Raw genomic sequence first — 25,916 nt, 5'->3', positions numbered from 1 at the left:
CGCCGTAAGCCTCTTCATGATCTGTGTTTGGGGCCGTTCGGGGAGCCCGACAGTCGAAGCTCCAGGTGTAAGAGTTGTTCCTGGATCGAGAGTTCGGCCTGCTGGATTCGGGCTCCGATCAATCCGAATCCCGCGAGCAGAGTGAAGCCGAGAGAAGCCAGAAGCATCGGCGCGGCGGCGGCCTCCTTGTGGAGGGCCGATGCGGCCGCGCCCAGGCCGACCGTGGCGATGAGGGCAAAGGCCAAAGCGATCTGAAAAGCCATCGCACGCTCGGCCGGATAATCGCCCCGATGTCTCGCCAGCATCCAGGTGGCGAAAACCATCCACCCGAGTCCAAGGAAGGCGAGGAGGGCCAGCAGGGCCCTTGTCGCGAGAGGGGTCGTGACCGGTTCCGTGATGCTCAGGGAGCCGGCGACGACGAAGCCGATCAGGCCGGCGGCGCCCACCAGGATGTATCGGGTCCTACGCCCGAGGAGCCAGCCCTCGCCGAGGCGAGCTTTCTTGAGGGCGTCGTACCTGCGCCGCAGCTCAGGGGTCTCCGGTTCGAAGTCGATGAAGTCCGGTCGGATCTCGTCAGCGTTGGTCATGGGAGGCTCCTTCTTGTTCGATCACGGCGCGGAGCGCGCGCTTGGCCTTGAAGAGGCGTGACTTGACCGTGCCCGGCGGGATGCCGAGTACCTCGGCCGTTTCTTCGATGCTGAGGTCGTCCAGAAAGAAGAGAGTCAGGGCGTCACGATCGGCCAGGCACAACCGCGAGAGACCGTGATGCACCAGTTCGATGTCATCGCAGCGCTCCAACGGATCCGGGCCGTCGACCGGAGGATCGTCAACGAGCGCGGCAGGTTGCCCGTAACGATGGCGTAGGTGGTCCATGGCGGTGTTTCTTGCCACCTGGTAGATCCACACCCGGAATCGGCGAGGATCACGGATTGATGGCAGCCCACGGAAGAGGCGAAGCCAGACGTCTTGGAGCAGGTTCCACGACGCCTCCTCATCGCCGACAAGCTTGCGAATGTAGACGAACAGCCGACGCTCGCAGGCCGCGATCAACTCCTCGAAGGCGGAGCGTTCCCCGCGTTGGCAGCGGACGACCAGCAAGGCCAGCGATAGGTCTGTGAGATTCCGATCCATGATTTCCCCTTTGAACGACTCTCGCAGAACAGAGTCGGGTGAAGGGGCGGTTCGGTTCATCGCGCGGTCAAAAAAGAGGACCGGACAGGAGGCGATATGACCCGAAGGTCGTGGCTGATCGAGCGGAACAGAATTCCCGCCCTGGAGGTATGGTTGATATAGGCGGTTTGATTCACGAGGCGTGATTCGAGTCTGTCCGACGCGAGGCGAGACGCCGAGCAGCCTAGAAACGTCATGAGAAATGAGTCGAAGGAAGCCAATCGTTGGGCAGGAAGAGATCGATGCAATGTCTTGCAGGTAAACACTCTACAAATGCAAAGGGTCCGTTCGCTCAGTTGCGAACGGACCCAATCCGACCCAAATGTCGAAGGGGAGGCGTGGCTCAGTCTTCCTGGACTTCCTCGGCCTCTTCCTCGTCGAACTCCTCTTCGTCGTCGAACTCTTCCTCGTCGAATTCGCCTTCGAAGGAGATGTCGGCCAGTTCGTGGAGCGGGTAGTCCTTCCCCTTGATGGTCAGGACGAGGTCTTCCATGGCCGGGATGTCTTCATCCTTGACGTCCTCACGCATGGCCAGCTCTTCGAGGCCGTCGATGGCCTTGTCGAGCGCCTCGGCGAATTCTTCGGCGGAGATGCCCAGCTTCTCCAGGACGTCTTCCTTGGCCGAGTAGACGATCTCAACCATTTCGTCGTCGTGCTCGTGGTCGTGCCCGCAGCCGCAGGATTCGTCGTGGGGGTGGTCGTGGTCGGTCATCGAGGTGGCCTCCAGGGCCGGGAGCGTTGGGGGGAGCGTTGGAAGAGGTATTATAAGCAAAATCGGGACCGGACGCGTCGTCGCGACGACCGTCCGGCCCCGGCTTGGGCATTTGGGGGAAAAGCTCAGCTCTTCTGGCTGACGTGAATCATCGCACGGAGGCGAGCGACTTCCTTGGTCTTCTCGGCGACCTCGGCGTCTGTGACGGCGGGACGCTTCAGGGCTTCGTCGAGCTTCGCCGCCGTGCCGTTCATTTCGATGGCGGAGGGCGCCAGAGCGCGGTTGGTCAGGACGGTGACGACGTTGTCGCGGACCTGGGCGAACCCGCCGTCCACGAAGTACGATTCCGTCGTTCCGCCGATCTTCACGCGAAGCTCGCCGTATCCCAGCCGACCGAGCATCGGCGCACGGCTGGGGAAGACGCCGAGTTCCCCGTCGTACAGGGGGAGCGCGACGAAGTCGACGGTCTTGGCGAAGACGGTTTTCTCAGGAGTGATCACCTGGCACAGGAGCGTCCCCGGGGGGGCGGCGACTTCTGCGTCGGCGAGGGTTTTGTGGGCCATGATGGGGGCTCCCTCTCGGGCTGGTGTCCGGTCAGATCGCGCCCATCTTCTTGGCCTGTTCCTCGGCCTGCTCGATGGGGCCGACGTACATGAAGGCCGACTCCGGCAGGTGATCCCACTTGCCGTCGCAGATCTCCTTGAAGCTGCGGATCGTGTCCGGCAGCTTGGTGTACTCGCCCGGCTTGTTGAGGAAGACTTCGGCGACGAAGAACGGCTGCGACAGGAAGCGCTCGATTCGGCGGGCGCGATGGACGATCAGCTTGTCGTCTTCGGAAAGCTCGTCGACGCCGAGGATCGCGATGATGTCGCGGAGTTCCTTGTAGCGCTGGAGGATTCGCAGGACGCGCTGGGCGACGTCGTAGTGCTCCTGACCGACGTACTGCGGGTCGAGGATGCGGGAGCTGGACGCCAGCGGGTCGATGGCCGGGTAGATGCCCTTCTCGGAGATCGACCGCGAGAGCACGATGAAGGCGTCGAGGAAGCCGAAGGTCGTGGCCGGAGCCGGGTCCGTGAGGTCGTCGGCGGGGACGTACACGGCCTGCACCGACGTGATGGCACCCTTCTTGGTGGAGGTGATCCGCTCCTGGAGGGCGCCCATCTCCGTGGCCAGCGTCGGCTGGTAGCCGACGTTCGACGGCATACGGCCGAGGAGGGCGGAGACCTCAGAGCCGGCCTGGCTGAACCGGAAGATGTTGTCGATGAACAGCAGGGTGTCGGCGCCGGTGGCGTCGCGGAACCATTCGGCCATCGTGAGGGCCGTCAGGGCGACGCGGAGGCGGGCGCCCGGGGGCTCGTTCATCTGGCCGAAGCACATCACGGTGCTGTCGATGACCGACTTGCCCGTGCTGCCGACCTTCGTTTCCTGCATTTCGAGCCAGAGGTCGTTCCCCTCGCGGGTCCGCTCGCCGACGCCGGCGAAGACGGAATAGCCGCTGTGGACCGACGCGATACGCGAGATCATCTCCTGAAGGATGACCGTCTTGCCCAGCCCGGCGCCGCCGAACAGGCCGATCTTGCCGCCGCGGACGAACGGCGTCAGCAGGTCGACGACCTTGATGCCGGTCTCGAACAGCTCGGTCTTCGGGGAGAGCTGGTCGAACGAGGGCGGGTCGCGGTGGATCGGCCAGCTCTCCGGAGCGTGGACGTCGCCGCGGCCGTCGATCGGCTGACCCAGCAGGTTGAAGACGCGGCCCAGCGATTCCTTGCCGACCGGGACGCTCACCGGGGCGCCGGTGTCGAGGACCGGCATGCCACGGACCAGGCCGTCGGTCGAGCCCAGGGCCACGCAGCGGACCCGGTTGCCGCCAAGGTGCTGCTGAACCTCGCCGGTCAGGTGAATCTCGACCCCCTTCTCCTGGGTGTCGATCTTCAGGGCGTTGTAAATGTTCGGCAGATCGCCCTCGTCGAACTCGGCGTCGAAGGTCGAGCCGATCACCTGGGCGATTCTTCCGGTCCTCGTTGCAGTCGCCATATCGCGGGATTCCTCGTCTTCAAGCGCCTGGGACGCGTGGATCTTCTTATGTGTGTTGGTTGGCAAGCCGGAGGCCGGCGGCGGTCACTGCAGCGCGATGGCGGCCCCGACGATGTCGGCCAGGTCGCCGGTGATCTGAGACTGGCGCGCCCGGTTGTACTGGCGGGTCAGGGTCTTCGACAGGTCGTCGGCGTTCTGCGAGGCTCCCTTCATGGCCACCATCCGGGCGATCTGCTCGCTCACGGCGGCGTCCAGGAAGCACTTGAACAGCCGGACCTTGAAGGAGACGGGCACCATCTCTTCGAGGATTCCCGCGGCGTCAGGCAGGAACTCGTAGGGAGCCCGCTTGCGCTCGATGCCGGCCGACTTGTCCTTCGCCTTCGTCGAATCCTCGGCCGGGGCCTCCTGGACGATCGGCAGCAGGGTCTCGACGACGGCCTCCTGGCGGGCCGTGTTGATGAACTTGGTGTAGGCGACGTCCAGGCGGTCGATCTTCCCTTCCAGGAACATCGCCATGTACTTGTTCGCCAGGACCTCGACCTCGTGGAAGGCCGGCTTGTCCTCGAAATGGAAGTACGTGGAGGTCATGGGGAGCTTGCGGTACTTCCAGAAGTTCACCCCGCGCTTGCCGGAGACCTCGACCGTGACCCCGGCGCCTTCGGCCTGGAGGTCCTGGTAGTCGCGGATGCCGGCGCGGAGGACGTTGCCGTTGTAGCCGCCGGCGAGGCCTCGGTTGCTGGACAGGACCAGCAGCAGGGCGTTGGCGACGGGCCGCTTCTGGAGGAGCGGGTGGGAGACGGTGGTGGACGAGTCGCCCAGGTCGGCGGCCATCTCGGCGATCTTGCGGGTGTAGGCCTCGGCCTCGACGGCCCGGTCCATCGCCTTGCGGAACCGGGCGGTGGCGATGAGTTCCATCGTCCGGGTGATCTTCCGGATGTTGTCGACCGCCTTGCGGCGTTTGATGATCGCGCGGGCCTTGGCCATCGTGAGTTCTCTTGGGATTCGCTCGGCGGCTCGGCCGACGCCGCCCCGGGAGGAGCGGCGTCGGCGGCCGGCCGGTTACGGAAATCAGGACTTGGCCGCGACGGCCGCCGGAGCGGTCAGGCCGGCGTGCTTGAACTTCGACTTGAAGTCCTTGATGGCGGCCTTCAAGTCGGCGACGATCGGGTCGGTCAGCTTCTGCTCGCGGGTCAGGTCGTCGACGAGCTTCTTCCGCTCGGTGTGGACGAACTCGAGGAACTCCTGCTCGAAGCGCTGAACTTCGCGAACCGCGATGTCGTCGAGCGCTCCGGCCGAGGCGGCGAAGATGCTCATGGCCTGATCGATGGCCGAGAGCGGGCGGTACTGCGGCTGCTTGAGCAGCTCGACCATGCGGTAGCCGCGGTCAAGCTGGGCCTGCGTCGCCTTGTCCAGGTCGGTGCCGAGCTGGGCGAACGCTTCAAGCTCGCGGAAGGCCGCGAGGTCGAGGCGGAGACCGCCGGAGACCTTACGCATGGCGCCGATCTGAGCCTTGCCGCCCACGCGGGAGACGCTGATGCCGACGTCGATAGCCGGCCGCACGCCCGCGAAGAAGAGGTCCGGCTGAAGGTAGATCTGGCCGTCCGTGATCGAGATCACGTTCGTCGGAATGTAGGCCGAGACCTCGCCTTCAAGCGTCTCGATGATCGGCAGCGCGGTCATCGAGCCGCCCGAGGTGGGCGTCTTGGCGACCTTGTGGCCGGTCGGGAACTTCTCTTTGAGGTCGTGGGCGGCTTCCTCGGCGCCGGGGACGCCGACGTAGACCTTCTTGTTCACGCCCTTGTCTTCGGTCGCGTCCGCGGCCTTGGTCGACTCGGGGACGATGACGTACCTGTTCGCCAGCTTGGCCGAACGCTCGAGGAGGCGGGAGTGAGCGTAGAAGATGTCGCCCGGGTAGGCTTCACGGCCGGGAGGACGACGGAGCAGCAGCGAGACCTCGCGGTAGGCCACGGCCTGCTTCGAGAGGTCGTCGTAGATGCACAGAGTCGGCTTGCCCTGCTCGTACATGAAGTACTCGGCCATGGCGCAGCCGGCGTACGGGGCGATGTACTGGAGCGGGGCCGGATCGCTGGCGCCGGAGGCGACGACGATCGTGTAGTCCATGGCACCGTGGCGGCGAAGGATGTCGACCAGACCGGCGGTCGTCGACTCCTTCTGAGCGATCGCCACGTACACGCAGATGACGCCGGTCCCCTTCTGGTTGAGGATCGTGTCGATGGCGATGGCCGTCTTGCCCGTCTTGCGGTCGCCGATGATCAGCTGGCGCTGGCCGCGGCCGATCGGGATCATGGCGTCGATGGCCTTGACCCCGGTCTGCAGCGGCTCGTCGACCGGCTGGCGGTTGGCGATGCCGGCGGCGGGGGACTCAATGGCCCGGCTGAGCGTGGTGCTGATCGGGCCGCCCTCGTCGAGCGGGTTGCCCAGCGGGTCGACCACGCGGCCGATCAGGGCGTCGCCGACCGGGACGCGGAGGAGCTGGCCGGTGGCGACGACCTCGTCCCCTTCCTCGATCGCGGTGTACTCGCCGAGGACGATGACGCCGACCGACGCTTCCTCGAGGTTCAGGGCGATGCCCTTGGCGCCGTTCTTGAAGGCGACCATCTCGCCGGCCATGACGCCGGAGAGGCCGTGGACGCGCGCGATGCCGTCGCCGACTTCGAGAACCGTGCCGACTTCCGTCCGGGTGACCTCGGGGGAGAACCGCTCGATTTCACGCTGGATGACTGAACTGATCTCTTCGCTTCTGAATTTCATGCGTCTTTCCTTCGATCAGCCGCTGGCGTATCTGTTCAAGACGGTTTCGCACCGAGGCGTCGAGGACCACGTCGCCGATCTGGACGACGAGGCCGCCGATAAGGTCGGGGTCCGTGACGACGTTGAGGACGGGTTCGCCTCCCTGAGTCAGGCCGGCGAGCTTGGCGCGGAGCGCCTCGGTCTGGGCCGGGTCGAGGGGGGCTGCTGTGCGGACCTTGACGGCGACTCGTCCCCGGCGACGGTCCCAAAGCCGGCGGGCCTCTTCGGCGACGGCGGCGGCCAGGCCGAGTCGGCCGTGGCGGTTGAGGACGCGGAGGAAGCGGAGCGTGACGTCCTGGACGCGCCCCTCGCACAGGTCCACGAGGATCCGGTCCTTGTCGGACGTCGGGATCTTGGGGGAGGCGAGGACGTCGGAGAACTTCGGGTTGGCGTCGAGCACCTCGGCGCGGAAGGCGTCGAGGTCCTCAAGCGTGGAGGCGACCGCGTCGTCCCCGCCGGCGGCGCCGAGGAGGGCCGAGGCGTAGGAGTGGGCGGCCTCGGCCTCGTCTTCGGAGAGGGGCCGTCGGGACCGCTCGGGGGGGCTCTGGGTCGTCATGCGGAGGCGCCTCCCGATTTCGCCGGGGCGGCCGGCAGATCGCGGATCGCCTCGTCGAGCAGGCGGCTGCGCTCGTTGTCGCTCAGCTCACGCGACAGGGCGCGGCCGGCGACCGTGACGGCGACGTCCGCCGTGCGGGTCCAGATGTCGGCCAGGGCCTGGTCGCGGGCCGCGGCGATCTCGCGCTGGGCGCGGTCGCGGGAGGCGTCGGCGTCGGACTGGGCCTGGCGGAGGATCTCCGTGGCGCGGGTCTCAGCCTTGCGCTGGGCCTGGTACAGCAGGTCGCGGACCTTGTCGTCGGACTCAGCCATGAGCTTGCGGTGTTCGGCCAGGAGCAGCTCGGCGTCGTTGCGGGCCTTCTCGGTCTGGTGCAGCGTGTGCTCCAGATGTTCCTCGCGGCTGTGGAGGGCCTCGGTCAGCGGCCCCCAGGCGTACTTGCTGAGGAGAGCGAAGAGGCAGCCGAAAACGACGACCGTCCAGATGGCCAGCCCCATCTGGGGCTCCATCGGGTTGGCCTTGTGTTCTTCTTCGTGGGCCGGGGCCGTTGCGGCGTGGGCCGGAGCCGCAGCGACGGAGCTAGCCGGGGCTGCGGGGGCGTGCGCCGCGGCCTGGGCCGGAGCCGCGTGGGCCGCCGGGGGCTCCTCGATCGCGGAGGCTTGCGGGGCGAGGAGGGCCGCCGCGGCCGTCGCGACCAGTCCGGACCCCAGGGCGGACTTCAGGAAGCGGAGCATGGGAATGGTTCTCAGGTTCACGGATCGGGAACGGGTCGGGCCGTCGACTGCGGGGTCGTGGGCGATCCCGCGCCGGCCCGCGCCCCGAGGGAGCGCGGACCGGTCCGGAGGGATTCAGCTGATGAGCTGCAGCAGCAGCGCGAAGAACGTGGCGCCTTCGATGAGGGCCGCGGCGATGATCATGGCGCCCTGGATGTTGCCGGCGATCTCCGGCTGTCGGGCCATGCTCTCGACGGCGGCCTTGGCCAGCATGCCGATGCCAACGCCGGCGCCGATGATGATGAGGCCGGCGCCGATCGGGCGGTAGTCGACGGCCTTGACCGCGACTTCGGTGGTCTGGGCCTCGGCGGCCCCCTGGCTCATGAGCAGCATGGCGAAAGCGACAACGCCGAACTTGATCAGTTTCATCGAACCCTCGGGTGACTAGTTGGTGACGACTGCGGAGAGCGGAGGACTTTCCTAGGGACCGCCGACGTCTCGATCCGTCGGATCGACGTCGGACGCTCCCTCGTCGGCGTCCCCCTTCGACGGACATTCGCGGACGATTCGGTCTCAGTCCCCGCCGGGCGGCCGCGACGCGCCCGGAGCGGGCCTCTCGGGCCCCGGCGGTCAGGTCAGTGCGAGTGCACTGCCGAGCCGATGAAGATCGCCGAGAGGAACGTGAAGACGTAGGCCTGCAAGAAGGCGACGAACAACTCCAGCAGGCTGAGCGCCACGACGCCCGCGACGCTGGCCGGGGCGACAAGATAGAACAGCCAGCCCTGCGCCGCCACGATGAATCCCAGGATCACCGCGAGGACGACGTGGCCGGCGAACATGTTGGCGAAGAGTCGCACCGCCAGGACCAGGTGCTTGATCAGAAGGCCCATCAGCTCGATGACGAACATGAGAGGCCAGAAGAAGTAGTTCAGCGGCTTAGGAACGTCCACGTGGGGCACGAGGTTCTTGAAGAAGCCCGCGACCCCATACTCCTGAATCCCCGCCCAGGCCACGACCCCCAGCGTCGAGAGCGCCAGGACCGCCGTGACGTTGATGTTCCCCGTCGACGAGGCGAACCCCGGGAACATTCCCAGCAGGTTGCTGAAGAGCACGAAGAAGAAGGCCGTCCAAAGGTAGGGCAGAAACTTGTCGGCCCCATGGCCACCGATCGCCGGACGGGCCACCTGATCGCGGATGAACAGGAGGATCGCCTCGATCGCGTTGAAGAACCCCCCCTTGGTGACGGCGTTGCGGCGCATGTGCCGCACCGTCGGGATCAGGACCGCCAGGGCCAGCCCGGCCGCGATGAGTTCCATCACCATGAATCGGGTGATCTGGAACCCCAGGATGTTCGGCAGGTGGAGCTCAAGCTGGTACGTCGGTCCGACAGGCCATGGGAGTTCCAGGGTGGGATGGTCGACGACGTGGGCGAGGGGGTCGTGTGCTGCCATGGTGGGGTCGGGTCTTCTTTCGTGATCCGGCCGGGGCGAACCTGGGACGTCGATCGACGCTTAAGGCCTGTGTTTGTCTTGTTCGGGGCCGCCGTCCATCGTCGGGCTGCGGCGATTCTGTTGGGCTCGCGCCATCTCGGCGGGCAGTTGGAGGACGTGATACATCCCCATCGCCAGGCCGAGGATCGCCCCCCCGAGAGTGAAGCCGGGGGACGTACCCAACCAGAGGTCCAGAGCGTAACCGAGGGCCCCGGGGACGGCGAACTCCAGGGCGACGGCCGTCACGCGCGTCCCCCACGCCATACCCACCGAAACCGCCGATCTCGAGTCCTCGTCGTGGTCCACGTCCGTCTCCGGTCGCCGAAGCGAGGATGGGACGCACCTCGAACCCGTCAGCCGTCAGGCCGATGCGCGGGGCGGGGGTGGTCCGATGGACGTCCGGGGGGAACGTGTCGCACGCAGGTACCATTAAGCAGTACGAAAGGCCCCCTGTCAATCACCCGGAGGGCCAGTTTGGGAAATTTTTCACGAAGTCGCCTCGGCGGCCCCGGGGATGGAGTTGGGCCCGCCGAACCCTCCTACTTTCGCCAGGCGAGAAGGCCGGTCGTATCTGGCCGCGCCCTGAGGAAATCGGAATTGACAGTGTTTGTGTCAATGTGGTATCCCCGATCATGGCGAGCACCGAATCGGTCGTCGCAACGAAGGTTGCCCGACCTCCCCGGCAGAAGATTCGAGGGGGAACCGAGATGACGTCGCGTTGGCACTTGACGAATCGAATCTGGATGAATGCATAACGGTCTCGGCCCGCATGGGTCGACGGCCGTTTTTTTTTCGTCCTCGACGCGTCCCTTTCGCGACCATCCCATTCATGGCGGCTTGCTTTCGACCAGCCTCATCCGGGACACAGGGAGTTTTCCGGATCGGTCCACTCACGGAAGAATCCCGCAACCGTCGTCCGCCTGAACGCGTCCGCCGCGTCCCAGGCGCTGGAGTGGCCCCGAATGACCGTCGACGCGCTCAAGGACTGTAACAAGAAGCACCTGTCGCAAATGGCCAAGGAGCGGGGCATCGCCGGGTGGCACGCGATGCGGAAGGACCAGTTGATCCGGGCCTTGTCGGCAGCCCGTCCGGCCGCCGCTCGCGCCAAGAAGGACCGACCGGCTCCTCGGGCGCCCAAGAACGTGAAGCGGCCGGCGGCCGCCGCCCCGGCGCCGGTTGCTCCCGTCGCCGTCCGTCGTCCGACCGCCACGCCGGTTGCGGCTCCGGTCTCTCACACTCTCGACCACGCCTCGCAGAAAGATCGGATCATCGTCCTGGCCCGCGACCCGTACTGGCTTCACGCCCACTGGGAGTTGAGCCGGACGACGTTGGCCCGCGCCCAGGCCGCCCTGGGGCAAGAATGGCACAGCGCCCAACCGATCCTCCGCCTGATGGACGTCACCAGCGAGGACACGACGAACGCGACTGAGCGTCACGTCCGCGACATCCCGATCCACGGCGGCGTCAACAACTGGTACATCGACGTGGTCAAGCCCCCGCGGTCCTACCGGATCGACGTCGGCTACCTCTCGCGGCGGGGCAAGTTCTACGTGCTGGCCCGCTCGAACATCGTGACCACCCCCAAAGCCGGCGTCACCGACGCGCTTGAGGAGAACTGGGCCAGCGTTCAGCAGCAGTTCGAGCGGGTCCAGAACCCGTCGACGCTCCACGCGGCCAAGCAGAATTCCTCAAGCTCGATCGACCTCAACGACCTCTTTGAAGAGCGGCTGCGACGGCCCCTGTCGAGCCTCTCGATGCAGAACCTGTCGCTTGGCGCCCTGCCGGGGCTGGGCCGTCGGTTCCACTTCGAGATCGACGCGGAGTTGATCGTTTACGGGACTACGGAGCCCAACGCTCAGGTCACGCTTCAGGGCGAGCCTGTGCAGTTGCGTCCCGACGGCACCTTCACCGTCCGCTTCAGCCTGCCCGACTCGCGGCAGATCATCCCGGCTGTCGCCGCCAGCGCCGACGGCGTGGAAGAGCGGACGATCGTCCTGGCCGTCGAACGCAACACCAAGGAACTTGAGCCGATGATCCACGACGGCAACGAGATCTAATCCGCGTCGTCGGCCTCCAATACCATCGCCCGCGGTCGTCGCCTTTTCGGGCGTTGACCGCGGGCGATCGTTTGCGCGGCGGTTGCCGGCGCGGGTGGCCGGCCGTAGAGTGATATGAATTGATTTGAGGCGACCCCGGAAGGCGTCGCCGCGCTGAGGGCCCCGGCGGCGGGGCGGGGGGAGTCGTCTTGAGTTTTGATATCACCGGAGTTCTGGCGGACTGGGATTTCCATCCCGACGATCTGCAGGTCCGCCTCATCACCGGCGACGACGGCCGCGACAAGATCCAGATGCGCGTCGACCTGGGCGTGCTCCAGATGGAATGCGAGGGCCGACCCGACGGTCGTCGGCCGTTCGGAGTCGAATCGCTGCTCGAGCACTTCGAGAACCGCCGCCAGGAGGCTCTCGACGCCGGCGACGAGTTCACTGTCGAGCCGTCCGACTGTGCGGCCTTGATGCGCGAAGGCCTGCAGTATTACCACCGCTATCTCTCCGCCTTTCACCTGCAGCTCTACGACATGGTGGCTCGGGACACGGAGCGGAACCTGCGCCTTTTCGCCTTCGTCTCGCGCCATGCGGAGAGGAACCGCGACAAGATCGAGTTCGATCAGTATCGTCCCTACGTCACCATGATGAACACGCGCGCCCGCGCTCTCAAGGAACTGGGGAGAAGCGACGTCGGGGCGGCGCTTGACCGGATCGACGAGGGAATCCGCCGAATCCGAGACTTCCTCGGCGAGTATAATCAGGCCGACCGCGAGGCCGACTGCTCCGAGTTGAACTTCCTGCTCCGCTGGCGGGCCGACGTCGACCGGGATCGACCCAAGGGCCCGCTCGTTCGACTCGAGGACGAACTGCGCGAAGCCATCGCCCACGAGAGCTACGAAGAGGCCGCCCGGATCCGCGACGAAATCCGTCGCCTGACCGAGCACCAAAACGCCGAACGCCAGGCCCCAGGCTGAGTTAAAAGAAACATGTTCGGGCGTTCATAGCGAGGGCCGGTTTTCCTTGATTTCTCCGGCCTCATCGGCTAGTATCCGGGAGTCCGGCTTCGGCTGGACGAGCCTCTGCCATGTTCGACACGGGGCGGTCCTTTTGGCGAACCAACGTTTAACCCGTAGGGATCCCAAATCGGCCTCTTGGAGCTAGTCTTCTCGAAGGTCTGCGGCTCCCACCTGAACTGCGGGTTCTCAAAAGCGCCTCAACGGCATTGCGGTGGAGGTCTTCCGCCCGTGTCCCCCCATTTCGATGGGGAGTCACGGGCTCATTTTTTTTCTGGGCCGACGGCCCCAGAGCGGTCGCATGCCCACGACGCCTGAGAAACGACGTCTAAGAGTCGAGACGATCTCCGCCGTCCTGAACCTGAGCGAATCAGATCGGGCCGAGCAGGAGCGGCGCATCCTGGATAGGGTGATCGAGATTCCGTCGTATCAGGCGGCTGAGAGCGTTCTCCTCTATATCAAGGCCTTCCCGGAAGAGATCGATACGGCCCCTTTGCTTTCGGACGCCTTGAAGTCCGGTAAGCGACTGGTCTGCCCGCGGGTCGATCGTGCCTCAAGAGGGATGGTACTGCACGCGATCAGCGACCCGGCGGTCGATCTGCGCGCGGGGACGCTCGGGATTCCCGAACCTCGACCTGACGCGCCGGACATCGCCCCCGAGTCGATTGAGTGGGTCCTTGCGCCGGGCGTCGCCTTCGATGCGCGCTGTAACCGAGTCGGCCGAGGAGCGGGGCATTACGACCGCCTTCTGCCGAAACTCCGAAAGGGCGTCGAGGTCTGGGCCGCGGCGTTCGACGTCCAGATCCTCGACGCGCTTCCCGTCGAGCCCCATGACGCACCCCTGAATGGGGTGGTCACGGCGACTCGTATCCTGGTCCGGCCTCACTCGCCCCAGGAGGCGGCCGGCGGCTCGGCGTAGAGAGCGAACCAGCGGGCGATGTCGGCGGGGTCGCCTGCGCCGTCGTGAAGGATCACGCGATATGCGAACCGGATCGACTGGCCTGGCGCGATGGTGTATTCCCCATATCCAGGGGTCTTGAAGTCGGGACCTCCGAACGGATTCGCGGCGAAGAGGCCATATGTCCGGACGTGCCAGGTCGTGGGGTAGCGGAAGCTCCGGGGACTATTGAGGATCGTGATGCCGGCGGTCTTGCCGTCGATCGGTCCGGAGTAGTCGACCCACGCCGAGGGCTTGCCCCAGGCCGCGGCGTCCTTGAGGCCTTCGGCGTTGACGATCTGGCCGTTCGGCTTCGTCTTGTCCTTGTGCTCGGCGTCCATCGACGAGGCCACCCGTAGACCGAAGCTCCCTTCCTTCGTTTCGCCCATAACGACCGGTTTGTCGGTCGCTTTGAGGGTCGCATCGAAGTCGAGGATGCGCACGCCCTTGGTGTTGTAGATGGTCAGGACGCGCTCGTCCTCGCAGACCTTGGAGCCGTCTGGGCTGATCCAGTCGTCGTGGGTTCGGACCCGTCCCAGCACGGGGCCCGCAGCCTCGATCTTGCGGGCCGTCTCACGGATCAATCCTTTCTTGACGTCCCAGAAGTCGATGCCGTTGACCTTGCCGTGGGTGAACCAGAAGGACTCGTGGTGAGGATGGTCCGTGTCGTCGCCCTCGATCTTTTCCATGGGGTACGAGCGAGTCATTCGCTGACCCGAGGGACCGAGCAATGGGAAGAGGAACGGCTTGTAAGGCCCGTCGATTCGGTGCACCGCCACCGGAGCGCCGTTGATGTCGATCTTCAGATTCGAGCCTTCCGACGTGATCGACACGCCCCCTTCCGGCTTGGTCGGGGCCGAGGCTGGCGTGAGGGTGAATTCCGTTGAGTTAGACGTTCCCCCGGCGATGAAGGTGAGTGAGCGATGCTCGCCCTCGGACAGGACGACTGCGGGGATCGCCGGGCCATCGGCCGGTTTCAAACTGTAAAGCCCTGGGGACAGGCCGGCGGGCGCGGCCAGCGTCACGGGGATGTCGGCCGGGACGGGAGTGGAGATCCGGAGCCTGTGGGGCGTCGTCTGGGAGACGGCCCAGACCGGACAGGTCAGGAACGCCAGAGCCGTCAGAGCGAATTGCGCAATGCGTCTTGCGGTGGGATGTCGCATGTCCCTTCAGCCTCGTCGGAGGATGTGGTTGGTGAGCGTTCAATGTGCGGCAAGGCGCGGAGACTTGCAAGCGCCAAGACCTCTTGACACGGTCGGAGCAGCGAGGAAGTCGGTTCATGGGTTTTTTTGTTGAACCCTTTGAAAAGAGCGGATACATTGCCAGACGCTTCAGAGTAGGCGACGAGGGTCCGGGGTCGGCCGACAGGCCAGCCGCCGATTCTGGAGTGGCGATGCAGAACGGCTTCCGCCTTCCTGACGGGGCCGAGATGCCGCGATGACTGGCTTGTTTCGGTCGATCGGTGGAGAGCCTGCGGGCGATTGTTATGGCGAAGCGGCTATACGTCGGCAACCTGAAGTACACGGTGACTTCAGAACAGCTTCAGGAAATCTTCGAGCAATTCGGTGCGGTCTCCTCGGCTCAGGTTCTCAGCGATCGGGAAACCGGCCGAAGCCGTGGCTTTGGCTTCGTCGAGATGCCCAACGACGACGAGGCGCAGAATGCCATCGAGTCGTTGGACGGCCAGGACCATGACGGCCGTCGTTTGACCGTCAACGAAGCACGGCCGCGCACTCCGGGCGGCGGCGGTGGCGGCGGCGGTGGATACCGCGGCGGCGGCGGTGGTGGATACCGCGGCGGCGGCGGATACGGCGACGATTATTGAGGATGTAGACTCGCCGGCCCGCAGGCACAGGGATACACTACTAAGAGGTCCGTCCCTGGTCCGGTGAGAGGCGACAATCTCCACCGTCGGCACTTTTGTCGAAGGGAACGCGCCACGCCGGCGCGGCCCCTTTGGTCGTGAATTGCTTGAGCCGCATCTAATGAATGCACCTGCCTCCTCAGTCGATGTCCGCGAGCGGCGGCTAGAACACATCCGGCGCGTCGTCGATGAGCGCGTTCGCCCCGAACTCCAGGCCGAGGGGGGGGACGTCGAGGTCGTGAGCATTGATGAGGATGGGATCGTTCAGATCCGACTCCTCGGTGCGTGCCAGGGCTGCGGCTCCTCGGTCCACGTTACGACGATGTTCGTCGAACAGATCGTCAAGGCCGAGGTTCCCGAAGTCCGGTTCCTGGAAGCGATCCCCTGAGCGCCGGCGCAACCAATCCTGGTGTTTCCGCCGCGCTGTCGTCGACAGCCCATGAGGCACCTCCCTGGCTCCGGCCGAGGGCGGCCTACGTCCACATACCCTTCTGCGCGCACAAGTGCGGCTATTGCGACTTCGCGTCGCTCGCCGGGGCCGACCACCTGGCCGACCGGTATCTCGATGCGCTTGAACGTGAGACGGCCGCCAAGCTCGGTGAGCCCCACGAAGTCGACACGATCTTCATCGGCGGCGGTACGCCGACCCGTCTGGAGGCGCCGGCCCTCGAGCGGCTCGCCCGGATGGTCGCTCACTGGCTTCCGCTGGCGGAGGGGGGTGAGTGGACCGTCGAGGCCAACCCGGGCACACTCGACGCAGCCAAGGCCGACGTCCTGGCGGCGGCCGGCGTCAATCGCGTCAGCCTGGGCGCCCAGTCGTTCCAGCCCCGGTTGCTCGCCGCATTGGAGCGGAATCACGCGCCGGAGGAAGTCGGCCGCGCGGTGGCGATCGTCCGCGACCGCTTCCCACGATGGTCGCTCGACCTGATCTTCGGCGTCCCAGGCTCAAACATCGACGACTGGAAGGCCGACCTGGATGCGACGCTCGCGCTCGATCCCTCGCATCTCTCCTGCTACGGCCTGGTTTACGAGAAGGGGACGGCCCTCTGGAAGCAACTCCAGCGCGGCGAGGTCGAGCCCGTCGTGGAGGACGTCGAACGCGAGATGTACGAGTTGGTGATGGACCGACTCGAACAGGCCGGATTGCACCTGTACGAGATCTCGAACTACGCTCGGCCCGGGCATGAGTCGCGGCACAACCTGGTCTACTGGGCGAACGACGCCTACTGGGGCCTCGGCCTGGGCGCTGCGGAGTACGTCGAAGGCACCCGGACAGTCAACACCCGGGATATGCAGGCGTATCTGAAGCGGATCGAGGCCGGCGAATCGGCGACCGGGCCGAACGAGCGTCTCGGCCCCGAGGAACGGGCCCGCGAGACGGCCATGCTCATGCTGCGACGGACGATCCTGGGGATCGATCGCGCCGACTTCCGGCTGAGGACGGGCTACGATCTCGACACGTTGCTCGGTCCGGTGATCGTCCGCTTCGTCGGCGAGGGGCTGTTGGAGGACGACGGCCGGCGCGTGAGGTTGACGCACGAGGGGCGGTTCCTTGCCGACCGCGTCCTTTGTGAGGTCGTTTGAACCTCAGGCCCGTCGCAACCGATCGGCTCGTGCAGCCATCTTGATGACTGCGGCGTGGAAGACGCCTCGCGCGTTGGAGCTGGCGGTGCGATAGCTCTCGATGAAGCCCTCGGCCTCGGTCCAGCCGACGACGTCCATGATCTGCTTGGCCATGACGTTGAGCAGCTCGTCGATCGAAGGGGCCTCCACCTCAACGGGGGCCTGCATGGCGACGATCCGAGGATCGACGCCGCCGGCGAAGTGGACCTCCTCGGCGATCGGCGGGCCGGAGGACGCCCGCGCCGGGGCCTCTTCGTCCCAGGGAGCGGTGGCCGCCGACATGTTCCGGCGGCCGCGTTCGGCGGTCTCGGGCGAAGCGCCGCCGGACAGGTTGTCGCGCGGACGGTTCTCGTTGGGATCCTTGGGCAGACCGGCCGTGGTGTAGAGCTTGCCGTCGGCCCCGACGCGGCCTGGATTGTTGGGGATCTGGTGGCCGTCGATGAGCTGCTTGCGGATCTTCGCCACCAGCTCACGCGAGACGCCCAGCTCCTCGGCCGTGCGACGGTCCGACCAGTCGTGGTGCAGCTTGAGCTTGACCTCGACGGCCCGCCGACGCTCCGTCCGTGAGAGCGGGAGGCCGTGGAAGAGGTTGACGCTGGAGACGTAGTCGAGAGCTTCGTTGAACGAGCCGGGGCGGATCTCGGCCGGGATCGTCCGCTTGCCGAGCATGATGGCCGCGGCGTGGCGGTGGAAGCCGTCGGCGAGCAGCCAGCGCTCGTCGACCTCGTAGACGGTGATGGGAGGGAGCCGGTCCCACGCCTCGGCGTATCGCTCGACGGTGAAGTCGTCCAGGCGGTCGCGCAGGTTGAGGTCGGGGTCGAGGACCAGGTCGTCCAGAGCCACGTTGCGGATGTCCATCTCGGCCGCTCCCACGTCGCGCGGCGGTCCAGGTGAAGGGACGCGCGTCGTCACTTGATCGTTTTCCTCGGAGGTGTCCGTCGCCTATCATCGGTCGGAGAAAAGGCGTCCTTGCGACGTAATGGCGAGGTTTTTCGAGGCACTCGGAGGATGCGCGGACCATGCGGATTCTGTTGACGGGCGCGACGGGAAGGATCGGCGCGTATTTACGCGATCCTCTGAACATGCGGGGCTGGGAGGTCGTCCGCTGGGCGGGTTCCCATGCGGTCGACTTGACGGATCCTGGGGCCGTCTCGCGGGGCCTCGATCAGGCCGATGCCGACGTCGTCCTGCACGCCGCAGCCATCAGCGACGCCGAGACGTGCCGCCGCGATCCCGACCGGGCGCGGACGATCAACGTGGAGGCCGTCGCCTGGATCTCCGAGTGGTGCGCGGCAAGGGGACGACGCCTGGTCTTCACCTCGACCGACATGGTCTTCGACGGTACGAAGCCCTGGTCGACCGAGTCCGACGAGCCGAGGCCGATCCTGGCCTACGGCGCGACCAAACGAGCGGCCGAGTTGGAGGCCCTGAAAGCCCCCGATTCCGTCGTCGCCCGGATCTGCCTGCTTTACGGCCCGACGCTCTGCGATCGCGAGACCTTCTACGACAAGGCCGTCGGCCAGCTCCGAGCGGGCGCGCCCCAGACGTTCTTCGACGACGAGTTCCGCACGCCCCTCGACTATGCGACGGCCGCGCGGGCGTTGGCGATGCTGGCGGCGTCGGACTTCCGAGGGATCGTCCACGTCGGAGGGGCGGAGCGTCTCAGCCGGTTCGAGTTGATGACGAAGGTCGCTCGCGGCCTGGGGCTGGACGGGAGCCTCGTCCGATCCAACAGCCGGGCCGAGGCCTCCTTCTCGGAGCCTCGCCCGGCCGACGTCTCGCTCGACACGTCCCGGCTGGCCGCCCTCCTCCCGACTCTCGAACGACCTCCCGTCGAGGAGGCCGTGCGAGCGATGGCGAGAGGCTCAGCCGGCTGATTCGGCGAGCGTCGGTTTGCGCCTCAGCAGGTAGTACGCCGGCACGCCCAGGAGGATCAGCACGCCGCCGCCGAGGGCCTGCATCCGGGTCTCATGGTTGGCCAGCATCGAGCCCAGGAGCAGCAGCGAGGCGCCCACGAAGAGCATGGGGGTGAAGGGATAGCCCCAGGTCTTGTACGGGCGGGGAGTGTCGGGCCGGGTCTTCCGGAGGACGAACACGCTGGTGATCGCCAGCATGTAGAAGACCGTTGCGCCGAAGATGACGTAGTCCAGCAGGATGTCGTACAGGTGCTTGCGGTTGAGGGTCGTCCAGGCGGACGTGACGAAGTCGGGCAGCCAGCCCGACGAGGTCGGCGGCGGCACGAGGATCATGGCCGTCCCCACGATGGTCAGCGTGATCGCCCAGATCGCCTGGGCGATGATCGCGTTGGAAGGCGTCTGGAACCGGGGGTGGATCCGGTCGAACCAGGCCGGCAACAGGCCGTCGCGGGCCATCGCGAAGTAGGAGCGAGGGCCGGTCAGAGCGTTGCCGTTGAGCGAGATGAAGGTCGAGCACATCACCAACGCGGAGATCGCAAGAACGCCGTTCGCCCCGAGCAGCGTCTTGCAGTAGACGGCGGCGACCGCGTTCGCGATGTTCGCGCTACTGGCATCGTGAGCGGCGGAGACGGCGGCCATCGGCAGGACGTAGTGATAGGCGATCGTCATCGTGAGGTAGATCGCGACGAGGCTGGACATTCCCAGAACCATCGCCATCGGGATGTTGCGGCCGGGGTCTCGGATTTCCTCGGCCAGCGGCGTGACGTTCATCCAGCCGTCGTAGGCCCAGAGGACGCCGACCATGGCGACCATCGCGGCCGAGAAGAGGCTCCCCTTGTAGTCGGCCGGGAGGCTCCAGGGCGAGAGGTTCTGGACGCTGCCGCCCCCCACGATGAACGGCAGGGCGATGAGCGTGAGAACGCCGCCGACCTTCAGCGCTGTGCCGACCACCTGCAACCCGCCGCCCCCCTTCGTCCCCAACACGTTGATGAAGGTGACGATGGTGATGGCGCTGACGGCGGCCATCGCCTGCCAGACGGCCCCGTGGATCGATTCCGGCGCGGGGAAGATCTGGGCGAAGTAACGGGCGAAGGCCGCCGCGAGCGTCGCCATCGACCCGGCGCGGGAAACGGTCAGCTCTGACCAGCCGAAGAGAAAGGCCGGCAGCTTACCGTAGGCCTCGCGAAGGTAGACGTAAGGCCCGCCCGCCTGCGGGATCATCGCCCCCAACTCGGCGAGCGTCAGCGCCCCGGCGGTGGTGAAGGCTCCCGCGACGATCCAGATCCCGATGATCCCGCCCAGAAAGGGGAGTTCATGCGCCACGCGGGCCGGCACGATGAAGATCCCCGAGCCGATGACCGACCCGACCACCACGCAGAGCGCGGCGATCGGCCCCAGCACGCGCGGCAAGACGACGGGTTGCGTCTGCGCGGGCGCAGGGGACGAGATTGTCTGAGTTTCCATGCAGCGATTCCTCGGCTCGAAGACCCGGGCGTTGCGTCGTTCTTCCGGGTGCAAGGGAGGACGTATTCCACCATAAAGGGGAGCCCGCGCGAAAGCCCGGTGCCAGGCCCTCCGGCCCTCGGCAAGCGCCCTAATGGTCGGGATCGTCAGAGCCCAGGTCATCGGAGCGAGTTGAGGACGACCGTCCCAATGGGCCCCCGCGGCTCAGCAAACCTGGGGCGAGAACGTTTGCTCGGATCGAGTCAAAGGGAGCCTCGACTTTGGGTTCGATCGCTTCGAGGGTTCTGCTCGGATCTGACTGCAAAGCCTTGGAAATCAAGTCGTTGCGGCCGAGATCGTCGTGGCTTCGTTCGCTCGTTTTCCGTGATACTCGTCGGGGTTGTCGGACGCTTCGACTGACGAGATCTGGCTCCCTTCGTAGCCCTCATCGGCCTCCGATCCCCTCGCTGATCGGCTTCGATTTTGGCTTCGATCGCCCTTGATTCAAGCCTGCGGTATGGGCGTAACGCGTTGTCAAATGGCGATTTCCGACGAACGTGCCGCTGGCTTCGATCGGCGAGGAATGGGGTGCCGGCAGCCGACGGCGGCTTCGCAGCGACCCGTATTTCGTGCGCGGTCGCCCTGGCAATCCAACCGAGATGTCAAAGAGCCTGCTCGCGGAGGTTATCCCTACAGAGAGTTTACTCACAGCTTGCCTTGCTGTTCGCCGACCGCCACGGATTCGGGACATCGGAAGCCGTGGCGGTCGGGGGCCTGTCGTCGGCTGGTTTCGGCCGATTCGTCAGTGCGGGCTGGTTTGGACGGGCGGGAATTCGACGACGGGGCCTTCCATCGCCTCCTCTTCCTCGTCGTTGGGTATATGGAGAAGGGAGATGACGGCGATCGTTCGGAGATGTGGCCCTGGAGGTGGTGCGTCGCCGGCTCCGACGATGTCCAGTCCGGTATCGAGTTGAATGCCGCACCCGTCGGGAACGTTGAGGGTCGCGCGACGCTGGACGGTTCGCCTCGCGCCCTCAGGGACGTTTCGGTTCTCGGGCAGCGAACCGAGGAAACGCACCTCCACCGCATGGCCTCCTGGTTTGCGTACGGCGGATAGTTGCAGAACCAGTCGCGCTCCGGCTCCGTCGATGACGGACGCGACCGTCGTCGGGTCCTGCGTGGCTCCGTCGAGGCGACCGACGATTCGCTCGTCGAGACGGCCCTGATCGCCGGCCGTTCGGACCGCAAGCAACATGGGGTCGTCGGGAACGACGAGCGAACCGGCGGATAGGATCGCGGAAGCACGTTCCCAGGTGGTGACTCGGGGCGATCTCAAACCGGTCTTGGACGACCACTTGAAGAGGTCGTCGGGCAGAATCGAATTGCTGATGTTTGGAAAGACCAAGGCCGGTTTGTCCTCCATGGCTACGACGCTGGGCCTCATGCCGCTCGGGTTGACGGGTACGCTGAAATACCTCACCTCGAAGCTGACCTGGTTCGGCGCGGCGATCGCCAACAACTCATCACGCGACAATCGCGCCGGATCGCCTTTGTCATGGGGAATGGTTCGGACGAGTGTGACAAGGTCGTCGTGTGAAAGGTTTCTGGGCCGCGTCGTACTGAGCCGCTTGAGGACATCCTGGGGGAGATCGCGACCATTCAACTCGGCGGGAGGGCGGTTGGTCTTCACACCATCGACTCGGACCTGCATCGGCTCCGCAGGCTGAGGAGGGGGTGAACCCACGCCGGAGTTGACGGTGAAGATCACCGTTGCCGCAGCGACCGGCAGGGCCGCGAGTGATCCGAACGTCAGGCGAGGACGGTTGGGCTTCATGCCGAGCAGCTCCTGAATGCGAGAGAACAGGGCGGTGCGGTCACCAGTCACGGCGAGACGGAAGGACATGGGACGCTGACGAGGCGGTTTCGAGCGGGCGACGGAATCGAGGGCGCGAGCCAGGGCCAGTGGGTCGCCCGTCAGGCGGGCGGCCAGGGCGTCGGCGGCGAACTCGGCCCCGAGGCGGGCGCGCCGGGAAAGGCCCAGGACGCCGGGGTGGAAGAAGAGCAGGGCTTCGACAGCGCGTTGGAAAAGGTTCGTCCAGTGATCGAGCCTTTTCGCGTGGGCCAGCTCGTGGGCGAGAACGGCGTCGATTTCGTCCCCGGAAGCCGAGGCCAGCCAATTCGACGGCAGCAGGATGATCGGTCGAACGACGCCGGTGAGGCAGGGTTCGACGATCCGGGGATGCTCAAGAACGGCTGGGATTCGACGCAGGCGCAACAGCCTCACCAGTCGCAAGGCTTGGCTTTGCAGGATCGGGCTGGGACTCGCCTGGCGGCGTAGTCGGGGCAACGTCAGCGCTCCGATCAGCAGCGCCGAGCCGCAGGCCGACGCGCCCACCGCCCACATGGCTGTGACGTATCCTCGCGAGGAGTCGACCCAACCGCAGGCCAAGGCGATCCACTCCCAGAGGCGAGAGCCCACCGGCCTCGCGGTCTCCGGTCGTGGTGAAACAACCGGGCGTGCTGAAGCGGCCGATGATGAAAAGTCAACCGAACCCGGCGTGATCGTCGTGCGAAAGGTCGTTGGCTCGGTTGACTCGGATACACAGACTCGGTGCGCAACCCCCATGCCTGGACCGCCGACTGCGACGAGTCCCAGGCCCGCGACGAACAAGGCGTGCCGGCCTCGATGCGACGCAGGCCATCCGAGCGATGCAGCCACCTTGGCCGCGAGGCTCATGACGAACCCGAGCCAGGTCGCGTGCAGCAGCGACATCCAGACCAGATCGCTCAACTGCAGCAGCGTTGGGGTAGGGAATCCTGACATGGTTCGCCTCCTCATCCTCCCGGGTTGATTGAGGAATATGGTCTACGCCCGATACGGAATCGTCCGAATGCCGTACCCACCCTACGAAAGGCCATTCTTCCAGGCGATCGGGTATGGTCGGCTACTCCGACTCGACCGCCGCAGTTGGGGTGATGAGTATGTAGTCGCGTCTGTCCCCCAATCGATCCTCGAGATGTTTCGGATCGATCGGCTCAGCACCGACCGACACCGCTGTGTCGAGCAGCACCGACGATCCTGCAGGCACCCAGCCCTCGACTTCGAGAGGTATCCAATTATTGAGTTGCGTTTCTTGCATCTCCGAGGATTGCCCCTCCTCCTTCCATGTGATCAGTGTTCTGACGGACGGCTGGACGTCGAGAACAACCTTCAACGCGACGGCACCGACGAGCTGTTCGAGTTCGATCTTCAGTTCGTACTCGGTCCGGAGCGCGTCGACCAAAGTCCCATCGCGAAACGGCAGACCAACCGTCAGGCGGAAGTCGCTCTGGTTCGTACATGCCGTCCAGGACGAGGCTGTGCTCGTGCCGCCGTGTATCAATCGAATTCCACCCTGAACACCCTCGTAATAAGTTTGCGTGTTGGGGGTCCCCGGCGTCCTCTTAAGCTCGGAGGAGTCGAGCCGACTCAGTTCCGTATTCAGGGTCGTCGTGTCTACTCGCCAGGCACGGCCGGGTTGCAGCGTGCTCAGATCGTGGTATCCCTCTTTGGAGAGTCGACGCCAGGCGGATTCCGTCATATTCAAGGTTTGGAGTTTGAAGGAGATCTTGGCGAGAGAGTCGAGCCTCCGTTGGTCCTCGGCCGTAATTTTCTGCCGGTCCATCCATAACAACCGCTTGCGCTCCTCTCGGGTCAGAGGGACCGGCGCGGCGGGCGGCTTCGGACGTGGGAAATATCTCTTGGGAGTCGGTGCCGATGCGGCGGAGGGGAAGGCCGAAGGGCCGTCCAGGTTCGGCACGGGACGAGCCGTCGCGGCGATCCCCGCGAAGACGACGGCGGCCGGGAACGCGGCGAGGGGCCAAATGATTGGGCGAGGGCGTTTGGGCGTCATGCCGAGCAACTCCTGAATTCGAGGCAGAAGTGAGGAGCGCTCGCCGCCGAGGGCGAGACCGAGTCGATGAATGGTGGGGCGACGGGTTTGAAGGCGCGCGACCGATTCCAGGGCTCGGGCCAGCGCAGCCGGATCGCCTGTGATCCGTGCGGCAAGGATGTCGGCGGCGTGCTCGGCCTCGCGTCGGGCGTTTCGAGACAGCCAGTAGACGCAGGGGTGAAAGAACAAGCACGCTTGGACGAATCGGAGCGCTGGATACGTCAGGTGGTCGAGGCGTCGGGCGTGGGACAACTCGTGGGCGAGGACGGCGTTGACCTCGTCGACGGTCGCCGTTGCGAGCCAGTCGGCTGGGAGCAGCACGACCGGCCGAACGAGGCCGGCGAGGCATGGCTCGGAGATCCCCGAATGGACGCGGATTTCGGGGACGCGGCGGAGTCGCAGCAGCCTTGAGAACGTCCGGGCGCGGCCGTCGAGGACTTCGGCCGGCGTCGACTCCCGACGAATCCTCCTCAGGCTCGACGAGCCCAGCACCAGCATCAACCCGAACGTCGCGGCCCCGAGGCACCACGCGGCCATCGCGACGGGTCGCAATGCCTGGACGACCGACGCGGCCCTGGCCTTGATCCATCCAACATCGACGTGCGTTTCTCCGCGGGGTGAGGGAGACGGCGGCGGCGACTCCGCCGGTTCGGTCGGGGTGATCCGCAGAGTGATCGATTCCGGGGAGCGTTCAACGGCGCTGGGGACCCCCTGGACCCGCGGTTCGGTCTCGCTTCGACTGAACCCTGTCTGGACGACGCCTCCAACCAGGGATCCACCGAACAGGAGGGCGAGAGCCGCGAGGTGCATCAGGTGCCGGGCGCGGTGCGCGGCCGGGGGGATCAGCCAGGCGGCGACGGCCGAGATTGAGCCGATCGCCAGGCCGATCCAGGTTGAATGCAGCAGAGCCAGCCAGATCAGATCGCTTAGCCCTTGCGTCGCCTCGGTCGCGAAGTCGAGCATGATCCGCCTCCTTTCGGGTCGGGCTCGGGGGTTTTGGATGCGTATTCGTCGAGGAGCGTGCGGATGGCGTCCAGCTCCTCGGCCGAGGGCGACGACTGGTCGAGCAGGTGGGCGACGAGGAGGCGGGCCGAGCCGTCGTAGGCCCGGCGCAGGGTCTCGCCCAGCATGGATCGCAGAGTCGGCTCGCGGCCGCTTTCGGGCTCGTAGACGAAGGCCCGACCTTGCGGCGATCGTCGCAGCAGGCCCTTGTCCGTCATCACATTCAGCAGACTCATGGCCGACGTGTAGGCCCGAGGCTTCTCCGCCTGGGCGTTGAGGACGTCGAGGACCTCCCGGACCGTCGCCGGCCGGGACATCTCCCAGAGCACCTTCAAGACCTCAAGCTCGCCGGGCGTCGGCTGCTCCGCGCGGGGACGCGCCATGGGGATCGAGACTCCTTTCCCGGATGAAGGTCGTCGATCTTTCGTCCGACCGTGCGTATGAGTCTACGGTTTTCACCGTAGTTGTCAACGGCGAAAACCGTAGATGGAGCGAGGCGGCTGATCGTCGAACATTCCTCGCTCAACACGACCGAGGAAGGATCGGCCGTCCGTTGTGTGTGAACGCTTGGCCGTCGCCGATCACATGGCCACGCAAGCGTGGCCATGGCACCCGATTTCAAACTGATATTGATGTAAAAATGTATCGACTAATACTC

General features: G+C 65.8%; 25 protein-coding genes. 7 read left to right on the top strand and 18 right to left on the bottom strand.

Annotation, left to right across the window (positions count from 1 at the left end):
• Positions 1–14 precede the first annotated feature (14 nt).
• From G5C50_RS02510 to G5C50_RS02455, 12 genes are all read right to left on the bottom strand, one after another.
• Complete coding sequence (locus tag G5C50_RS02510; RefSeq protein ID WP_165064334.1) at positions 15–587, bottom strand: hypothetical protein; 573 nt, start codon at positions 585–587, stop codon at positions 15–17.
• Positions 574–1,131 carry an RNA polymerase sigma factor gene (locus G5C50_RS02505; RefSeq protein WP_165064331.1) on the bottom strand — a complete coding sequence of 186 codons (558 nt, stop codon included), beginning with the start codon at positions 1,129–1,131 and terminating at the stop codon, positions 574–576. The genes G5C50_RS02510 and G5C50_RS02505 overlap by 14 nt, the downstream gene beginning before the upstream one ends.
• A 382-nt stretch (positions 1,132–1,513) precedes the next feature.
• Entirely contained in the window at positions 1,514–1,882 is a 369-nt protein-coding gene (locus tag G5C50_RS02500; protein ID WP_165064328.1) for a hypothetical protein, read from the bottom strand.
• 125 nt (positions 1,883–2,007) lie between these two features.
• A complete protein-coding gene (atpC, locus tag G5C50_RS02495) occupies positions 2,008–2,445 on the bottom strand; it encodes an ATP synthase F1 subunit epsilon (protein WP_165064325.1) in 438 nt (145 codons plus the stop codon).
• A 31-nt stretch (positions 2,446–2,476) separates the two neighbouring features.
• Positions 2,477–3,916, bottom strand: a complete 1,440-nt coding sequence (gene atpD / locus G5C50_RS02490; protein ID WP_165064322.1) for a F0F1 ATP synthase subunit beta — start codon at positions 3,914–3,916, stop codon at positions 2,477–2,479.
• A gap of 84 nt (positions 3,917–4,000) precedes the next feature.
• A complete protein-coding gene (atpG, locus tag G5C50_RS02485; protein WP_165064318.1) occupies positions 4,001–4,900 on the bottom strand; it encodes an ATP synthase F1 subunit gamma in 900 nt (299 codons plus the stop codon).
• 84 nt (positions 4,901–4,984) lie between these two features.
• Complete coding sequence (gene atpA / locus G5C50_RS02480; protein WP_165064315.1) at positions 4,985–6,688, bottom strand: F0F1 ATP synthase subunit alpha; 1,704 nt, start codon at positions 6,686–6,688, stop codon at positions 4,985–4,987.
• Positions 6,645–7,283 (bottom strand): ATP synthase F1 subunit delta, encoded by a 639-nt coding sequence (gene atpH, locus G5C50_RS02475; protein WP_165064312.1) that lies wholly within the window; start codon positions 7,281–7,283, stop codon positions 6,645–6,647. The genes atpA and atpH overlap by 44 nt, the downstream gene beginning before the upstream one ends.
• Positions 7,280–8,014: a F0F1 ATP synthase subunit B gene (gene atpF, locus G5C50_RS02470; protein ID WP_165064309.1), complete on the bottom strand. Its 735-nt coding sequence runs from the start codon at positions 8,012–8,014 to the stop codon at positions 7,280–7,282. Before atpF ends, atpH begins: the two co-directional genes overlap by 4 nt.
• Before the next feature lie 114 nt (positions 8,015–8,128).
• On the bottom strand, positions 8,129–8,422 hold the full coding sequence (gene atpE, locus G5C50_RS02465) for an ATP synthase F0 subunit C (RefSeq protein WP_165064305.1): 294 nt from the start codon (positions 8,420–8,422) through the stop codon (positions 8,129–8,131).
• Between the two features lie 206 nt (positions 8,423–8,628).
• Entirely contained in the window at positions 8,629–9,444 is an 816-nt protein-coding gene (gene atpB / locus G5C50_RS02460; RefSeq protein ID WP_165064302.1) for a F0F1 ATP synthase subunit A, read from the bottom strand.
• Between the two features lie 60 nt (positions 9,445–9,504).
• Positions 9,505–9,789: an AtpZ/AtpI family protein gene (locus G5C50_RS02455; RefSeq protein ID WP_165064299.1), complete on the bottom strand. Its 285-nt coding sequence runs from the start codon at positions 9,787–9,789 to the stop codon at positions 9,505–9,507.
• Between the two features lie 656 nt (positions 9,790–10,445).
• On the opposite strand from G5C50_RS02455, the gene G5C50_RS02450 reads away from it, so the two are divergent.
• From G5C50_RS02450 to G5C50_RS02440, 3 genes are all read left to right on the top strand, one after another.
• Entirely contained in the window at positions 10,446–11,540 is a 1,095-nt protein-coding gene (locus G5C50_RS02450; RefSeq protein ID WP_165064296.1) for a DUF4912 domain-containing protein, read from the top strand.
• A 188-nt stretch (positions 11,541–11,728) separates the two neighbouring features.
• Entirely contained in the window at positions 11,729–12,502 is a 774-nt protein-coding gene (locus G5C50_RS02445) for a UvrB/UvrC motif-containing protein (RefSeq protein WP_165064293.1), read from the top strand.
• Between the two features lie 340 nt (positions 12,503–12,842).
• Positions 12,843–13,460 carry a 5-formyltetrahydrofolate cyclo-ligase gene (locus G5C50_RS02440; RefSeq protein ID WP_165064290.1) on the top strand — a complete coding sequence of 206 codons (618 nt, stop codon included), beginning with the start codon at positions 12,843–12,845 and terminating at the stop codon, positions 13,458–13,460.
• Here the strand turns inward: G5C50_RS02440 and G5C50_RS02435 are convergent.
• Entirely contained in the window at positions 13,424–14,641 is a 1,218-nt protein-coding gene (locus G5C50_RS02435) for a DUF6807 domain-containing protein (protein ID WP_165064287.1), read from the bottom strand. The genes G5C50_RS02440 and G5C50_RS02435 overlap by 37 nt on opposite strands.
• Positions 14,642–14,940: 299 nt before the next feature.
• Here G5C50_RS02435 and G5C50_RS02430 point away from each other — a divergent pair, with 299 nt between their 5' ends.
• The 3 genes from G5C50_RS02430 to hemW all read left to right on the top strand — a co-directional run bounded on the left by G5C50_RS02430 (position 14,941) and on the right by hemW (position 16,926).
• A complete protein-coding gene (locus G5C50_RS02430; protein WP_407673471.1) occupies positions 14,941–15,303 on the top strand; it encodes an RNA recognition motif domain-containing protein in 363 nt (120 codons plus the stop codon).
• Between the two features lie 160 nt (positions 15,304–15,463).
• Positions 15,464–15,730: a NifU family protein gene (locus G5C50_RS02425; protein WP_165064284.1), complete on the top strand. Its 267-nt coding sequence runs from the start codon at positions 15,464–15,466 to the stop codon at positions 15,728–15,730.
• 35 nt (positions 15,731–15,765) lie between these two features.
• On the top strand, positions 15,766–16,926 hold the full coding sequence (gene hemW, locus G5C50_RS02420) for a radical SAM family heme chaperone HemW (protein WP_165064494.1): 1,161 nt from the start codon (positions 15,766–15,768) through the stop codon (positions 16,924–16,926).
• A 3-nt stretch (positions 16,927–16,929) separates the two neighbouring features.
• Here the strand turns inward: hemW and G5C50_RS02415 are convergent, their stop codons facing one another.
• Entirely contained in the window at positions 16,930–17,877 is a 948-nt protein-coding gene (locus tag G5C50_RS02415; RefSeq protein WP_240906920.1) for a ParB/RepB/Spo0J family partition protein, read from the bottom strand.
• Between the two features lie 107 nt (positions 17,878–17,984).
• Between G5C50_RS02415 and G5C50_RS02410 the strand changes: the two genes are divergently transcribed.
• Positions 17,985–18,842 (top strand): SDR family oxidoreductase, encoded by an 858-nt coding sequence (locus G5C50_RS02410; RefSeq protein ID WP_165064281.1) that lies wholly within the window; start codon positions 17,985–17,987, stop codon positions 18,840–18,842.
• On the opposite strand, the gene G5C50_RS02405 is transcribed toward G5C50_RS02410, so the two are convergent.
• The 4 genes from G5C50_RS02405 to G5C50_RS02390 form a co-directional block, all read right to left on the bottom strand.
• A complete protein-coding gene (locus tag G5C50_RS02405) occupies positions 18,831–20,345 on the bottom strand; it encodes an APC family permease (protein ID WP_165064278.1) in 1,515 nt (504 codons plus the stop codon). The two genes, G5C50_RS02410 and G5C50_RS02405, sit on opposite strands and share 12 nt — an antisense overlap.
• A gap of 781 nt (positions 20,346–21,126) precedes the next feature.
• Positions 21,127–23,148: a M56 family metallopeptidase gene (locus tag G5C50_RS02400; protein ID WP_165064275.1), complete on the bottom strand. Its 2,022-nt coding sequence runs from the start codon at positions 23,146–23,148 to the stop codon at positions 21,127–21,129.
• 121 nt (positions 23,149–23,269) lie between these two features.
• Positions 23,270–25,219: a M56 family metallopeptidase gene (locus G5C50_RS02395; RefSeq protein WP_165064272.1), complete on the bottom strand. Its 1,950-nt coding sequence runs from the start codon at positions 25,217–25,219 to the stop codon at positions 23,270–23,272.
• Positions 25,183–25,641, bottom strand: coding sequence for a BlaI/MecI/CopY family transcriptional regulator (locus G5C50_RS02390; protein ID WP_165064268.1), 459 nt, complete (start codon positions 25,639–25,641; stop codon positions 25,183–25,185). The genes G5C50_RS02395 and G5C50_RS02390 overlap by 37 nt, the downstream gene beginning before the upstream one ends.
• Positions 25,642–25,916: the final 275 nt, after the last annotated feature.

The sequence above is a fragment of the Paludisphaera rhizosphaerae genome, from assembly GCF_011065895.1.
Lineage (GTDB): Bacteria > Planctomycetota > Planctomycetia > Isosphaerales > Isosphaeraceae > Paludisphaera > Paludisphaera rhizosphaerae.
Note: the sequence above shows the minus strand (reverse complement) of the source record. Positions and strands in the feature narration are given on the sequence as shown.

Bases quoted from the DNA above. Each gene is read 5' to 3' on its own strand.
- G5C50_RS02510 (WP_165064334.1), bottom strand. From the start codon at position 587: ATGACCAACGCTGACGAGATCCGACCGGACTTCATCGACTTCGAACCG.
- G5C50_RS02505 (WP_165064331.1), bottom strand. From the start codon at position 1,131: ATGGATCGGAATCTCACAGACCTATCGCTGGCCTTGCTGGTCGTCCGC.
- G5C50_RS02500 (WP_165064328.1), bottom strand. From the start codon at position 1,882: ATGACCGACCACGACCACCCCCACGACGAATCCTGCGGCTGCGGGCAC.
- atpC (WP_165064325.1), bottom strand. From the start codon at position 2,445: ATGGCCCACAAAACCCTCGCCGACGCAGAAGTCGCCGCCCCCCCGGGG.
- atpD (WP_165064322.1), bottom strand. From the start codon at position 3,916: ATGGCGACTGCAACGAGGACCGGAAGAATCGCCCAGGTGATCGGCTCG.
- atpG (WP_165064318.1), bottom strand. From the start codon at position 4,900: ATGGCCAAGGCCCGCGCGATCATCAAACGCCGCAAGGCGGTCGACAAC.
- atpA (WP_165064315.1), bottom strand. From the start codon at position 6,688: ATGAAATTCAGAAGCGAAGAGATCAGTTCAGTCATCCAGCGTGAAATC.
- atpH (WP_165064312.1), bottom strand. From the start codon at position 7,283: ATGACGACCCAGAGCCCCCCCGAGCGGTCCCGACGGCCCCTCTCCGAA.
- atpF (WP_165064309.1), bottom strand. From the start codon at position 8,014: ATGCTCCGCTTCCTGAAGTCCGCCCTGGGGTCCGGACTGGTCGCGACG.
- atpE (WP_165064305.1), bottom strand. From the start codon at position 8,422: ATGAAACTGATCAAGTTCGGCGTTGTCGCTTTCGCCATGCTGCTCATG.
- atpB (WP_165064302.1), bottom strand. From the start codon at position 9,444: ATGGCAGCACACGACCCCCTCGCCCACGTCGTCGACCATCCCACCCTG.
- G5C50_RS02450 (WP_165064296.1), top strand. From the start codon at position 10,446: ATGACCGTCGACGCGCTCAAGGACTGTAACAAGAAGCACCTGTCGCAA.
- G5C50_RS02440 (WP_165064290.1), top strand. From the start codon at position 12,843: ATGCCCACGACGCCTGAGAAACGACGTCTAAGAGTCGAGACGATCTCC.
- G5C50_RS02435 (WP_165064287.1), bottom strand. From the start codon at position 14,641: ATGCGACATCCCACCGCAAGACGCATTGCGCAATTCGCTCTGACGGCT.
- G5C50_RS02425 (WP_165064284.1), top strand. From the start codon at position 15,464: ATGAATGCACCTGCCTCCTCAGTCGATGTCCGCGAGCGGCGGCTAGAA.
- G5C50_RS02410 (WP_165064281.1), top strand. From the start codon at position 17,985: ATGCGGATTCTGTTGACGGGCGCGACGGGAAGGATCGGCGCGTATTTA.
- G5C50_RS02405 (WP_165064278.1), bottom strand. From the start codon at position 20,345: ATGGAAACTCAGACAATCTCGTCCCCTGCGCCCGCGCAGACGCAACCC.
- G5C50_RS02400 (WP_165064275.1), bottom strand. From the start codon at position 23,148: ATGTCAGGATTCCCTACCCCAACGCTGCTGCAGTTGAGCGATCTGGTC.
- G5C50_RS02395 (WP_165064272.1), bottom strand. From the start codon at position 25,219: ATGCTCGACTTCGCGACCGAGGCGACGCAAGGGCTAAGCGATCTGATC.
- G5C50_RS02390 (WP_165064268.1), bottom strand. From the start codon at position 25,641: ATGGCGCGTCCCCGCGCGGAGCAGCCGACGCCCGGCGAGCTTGAGGTC.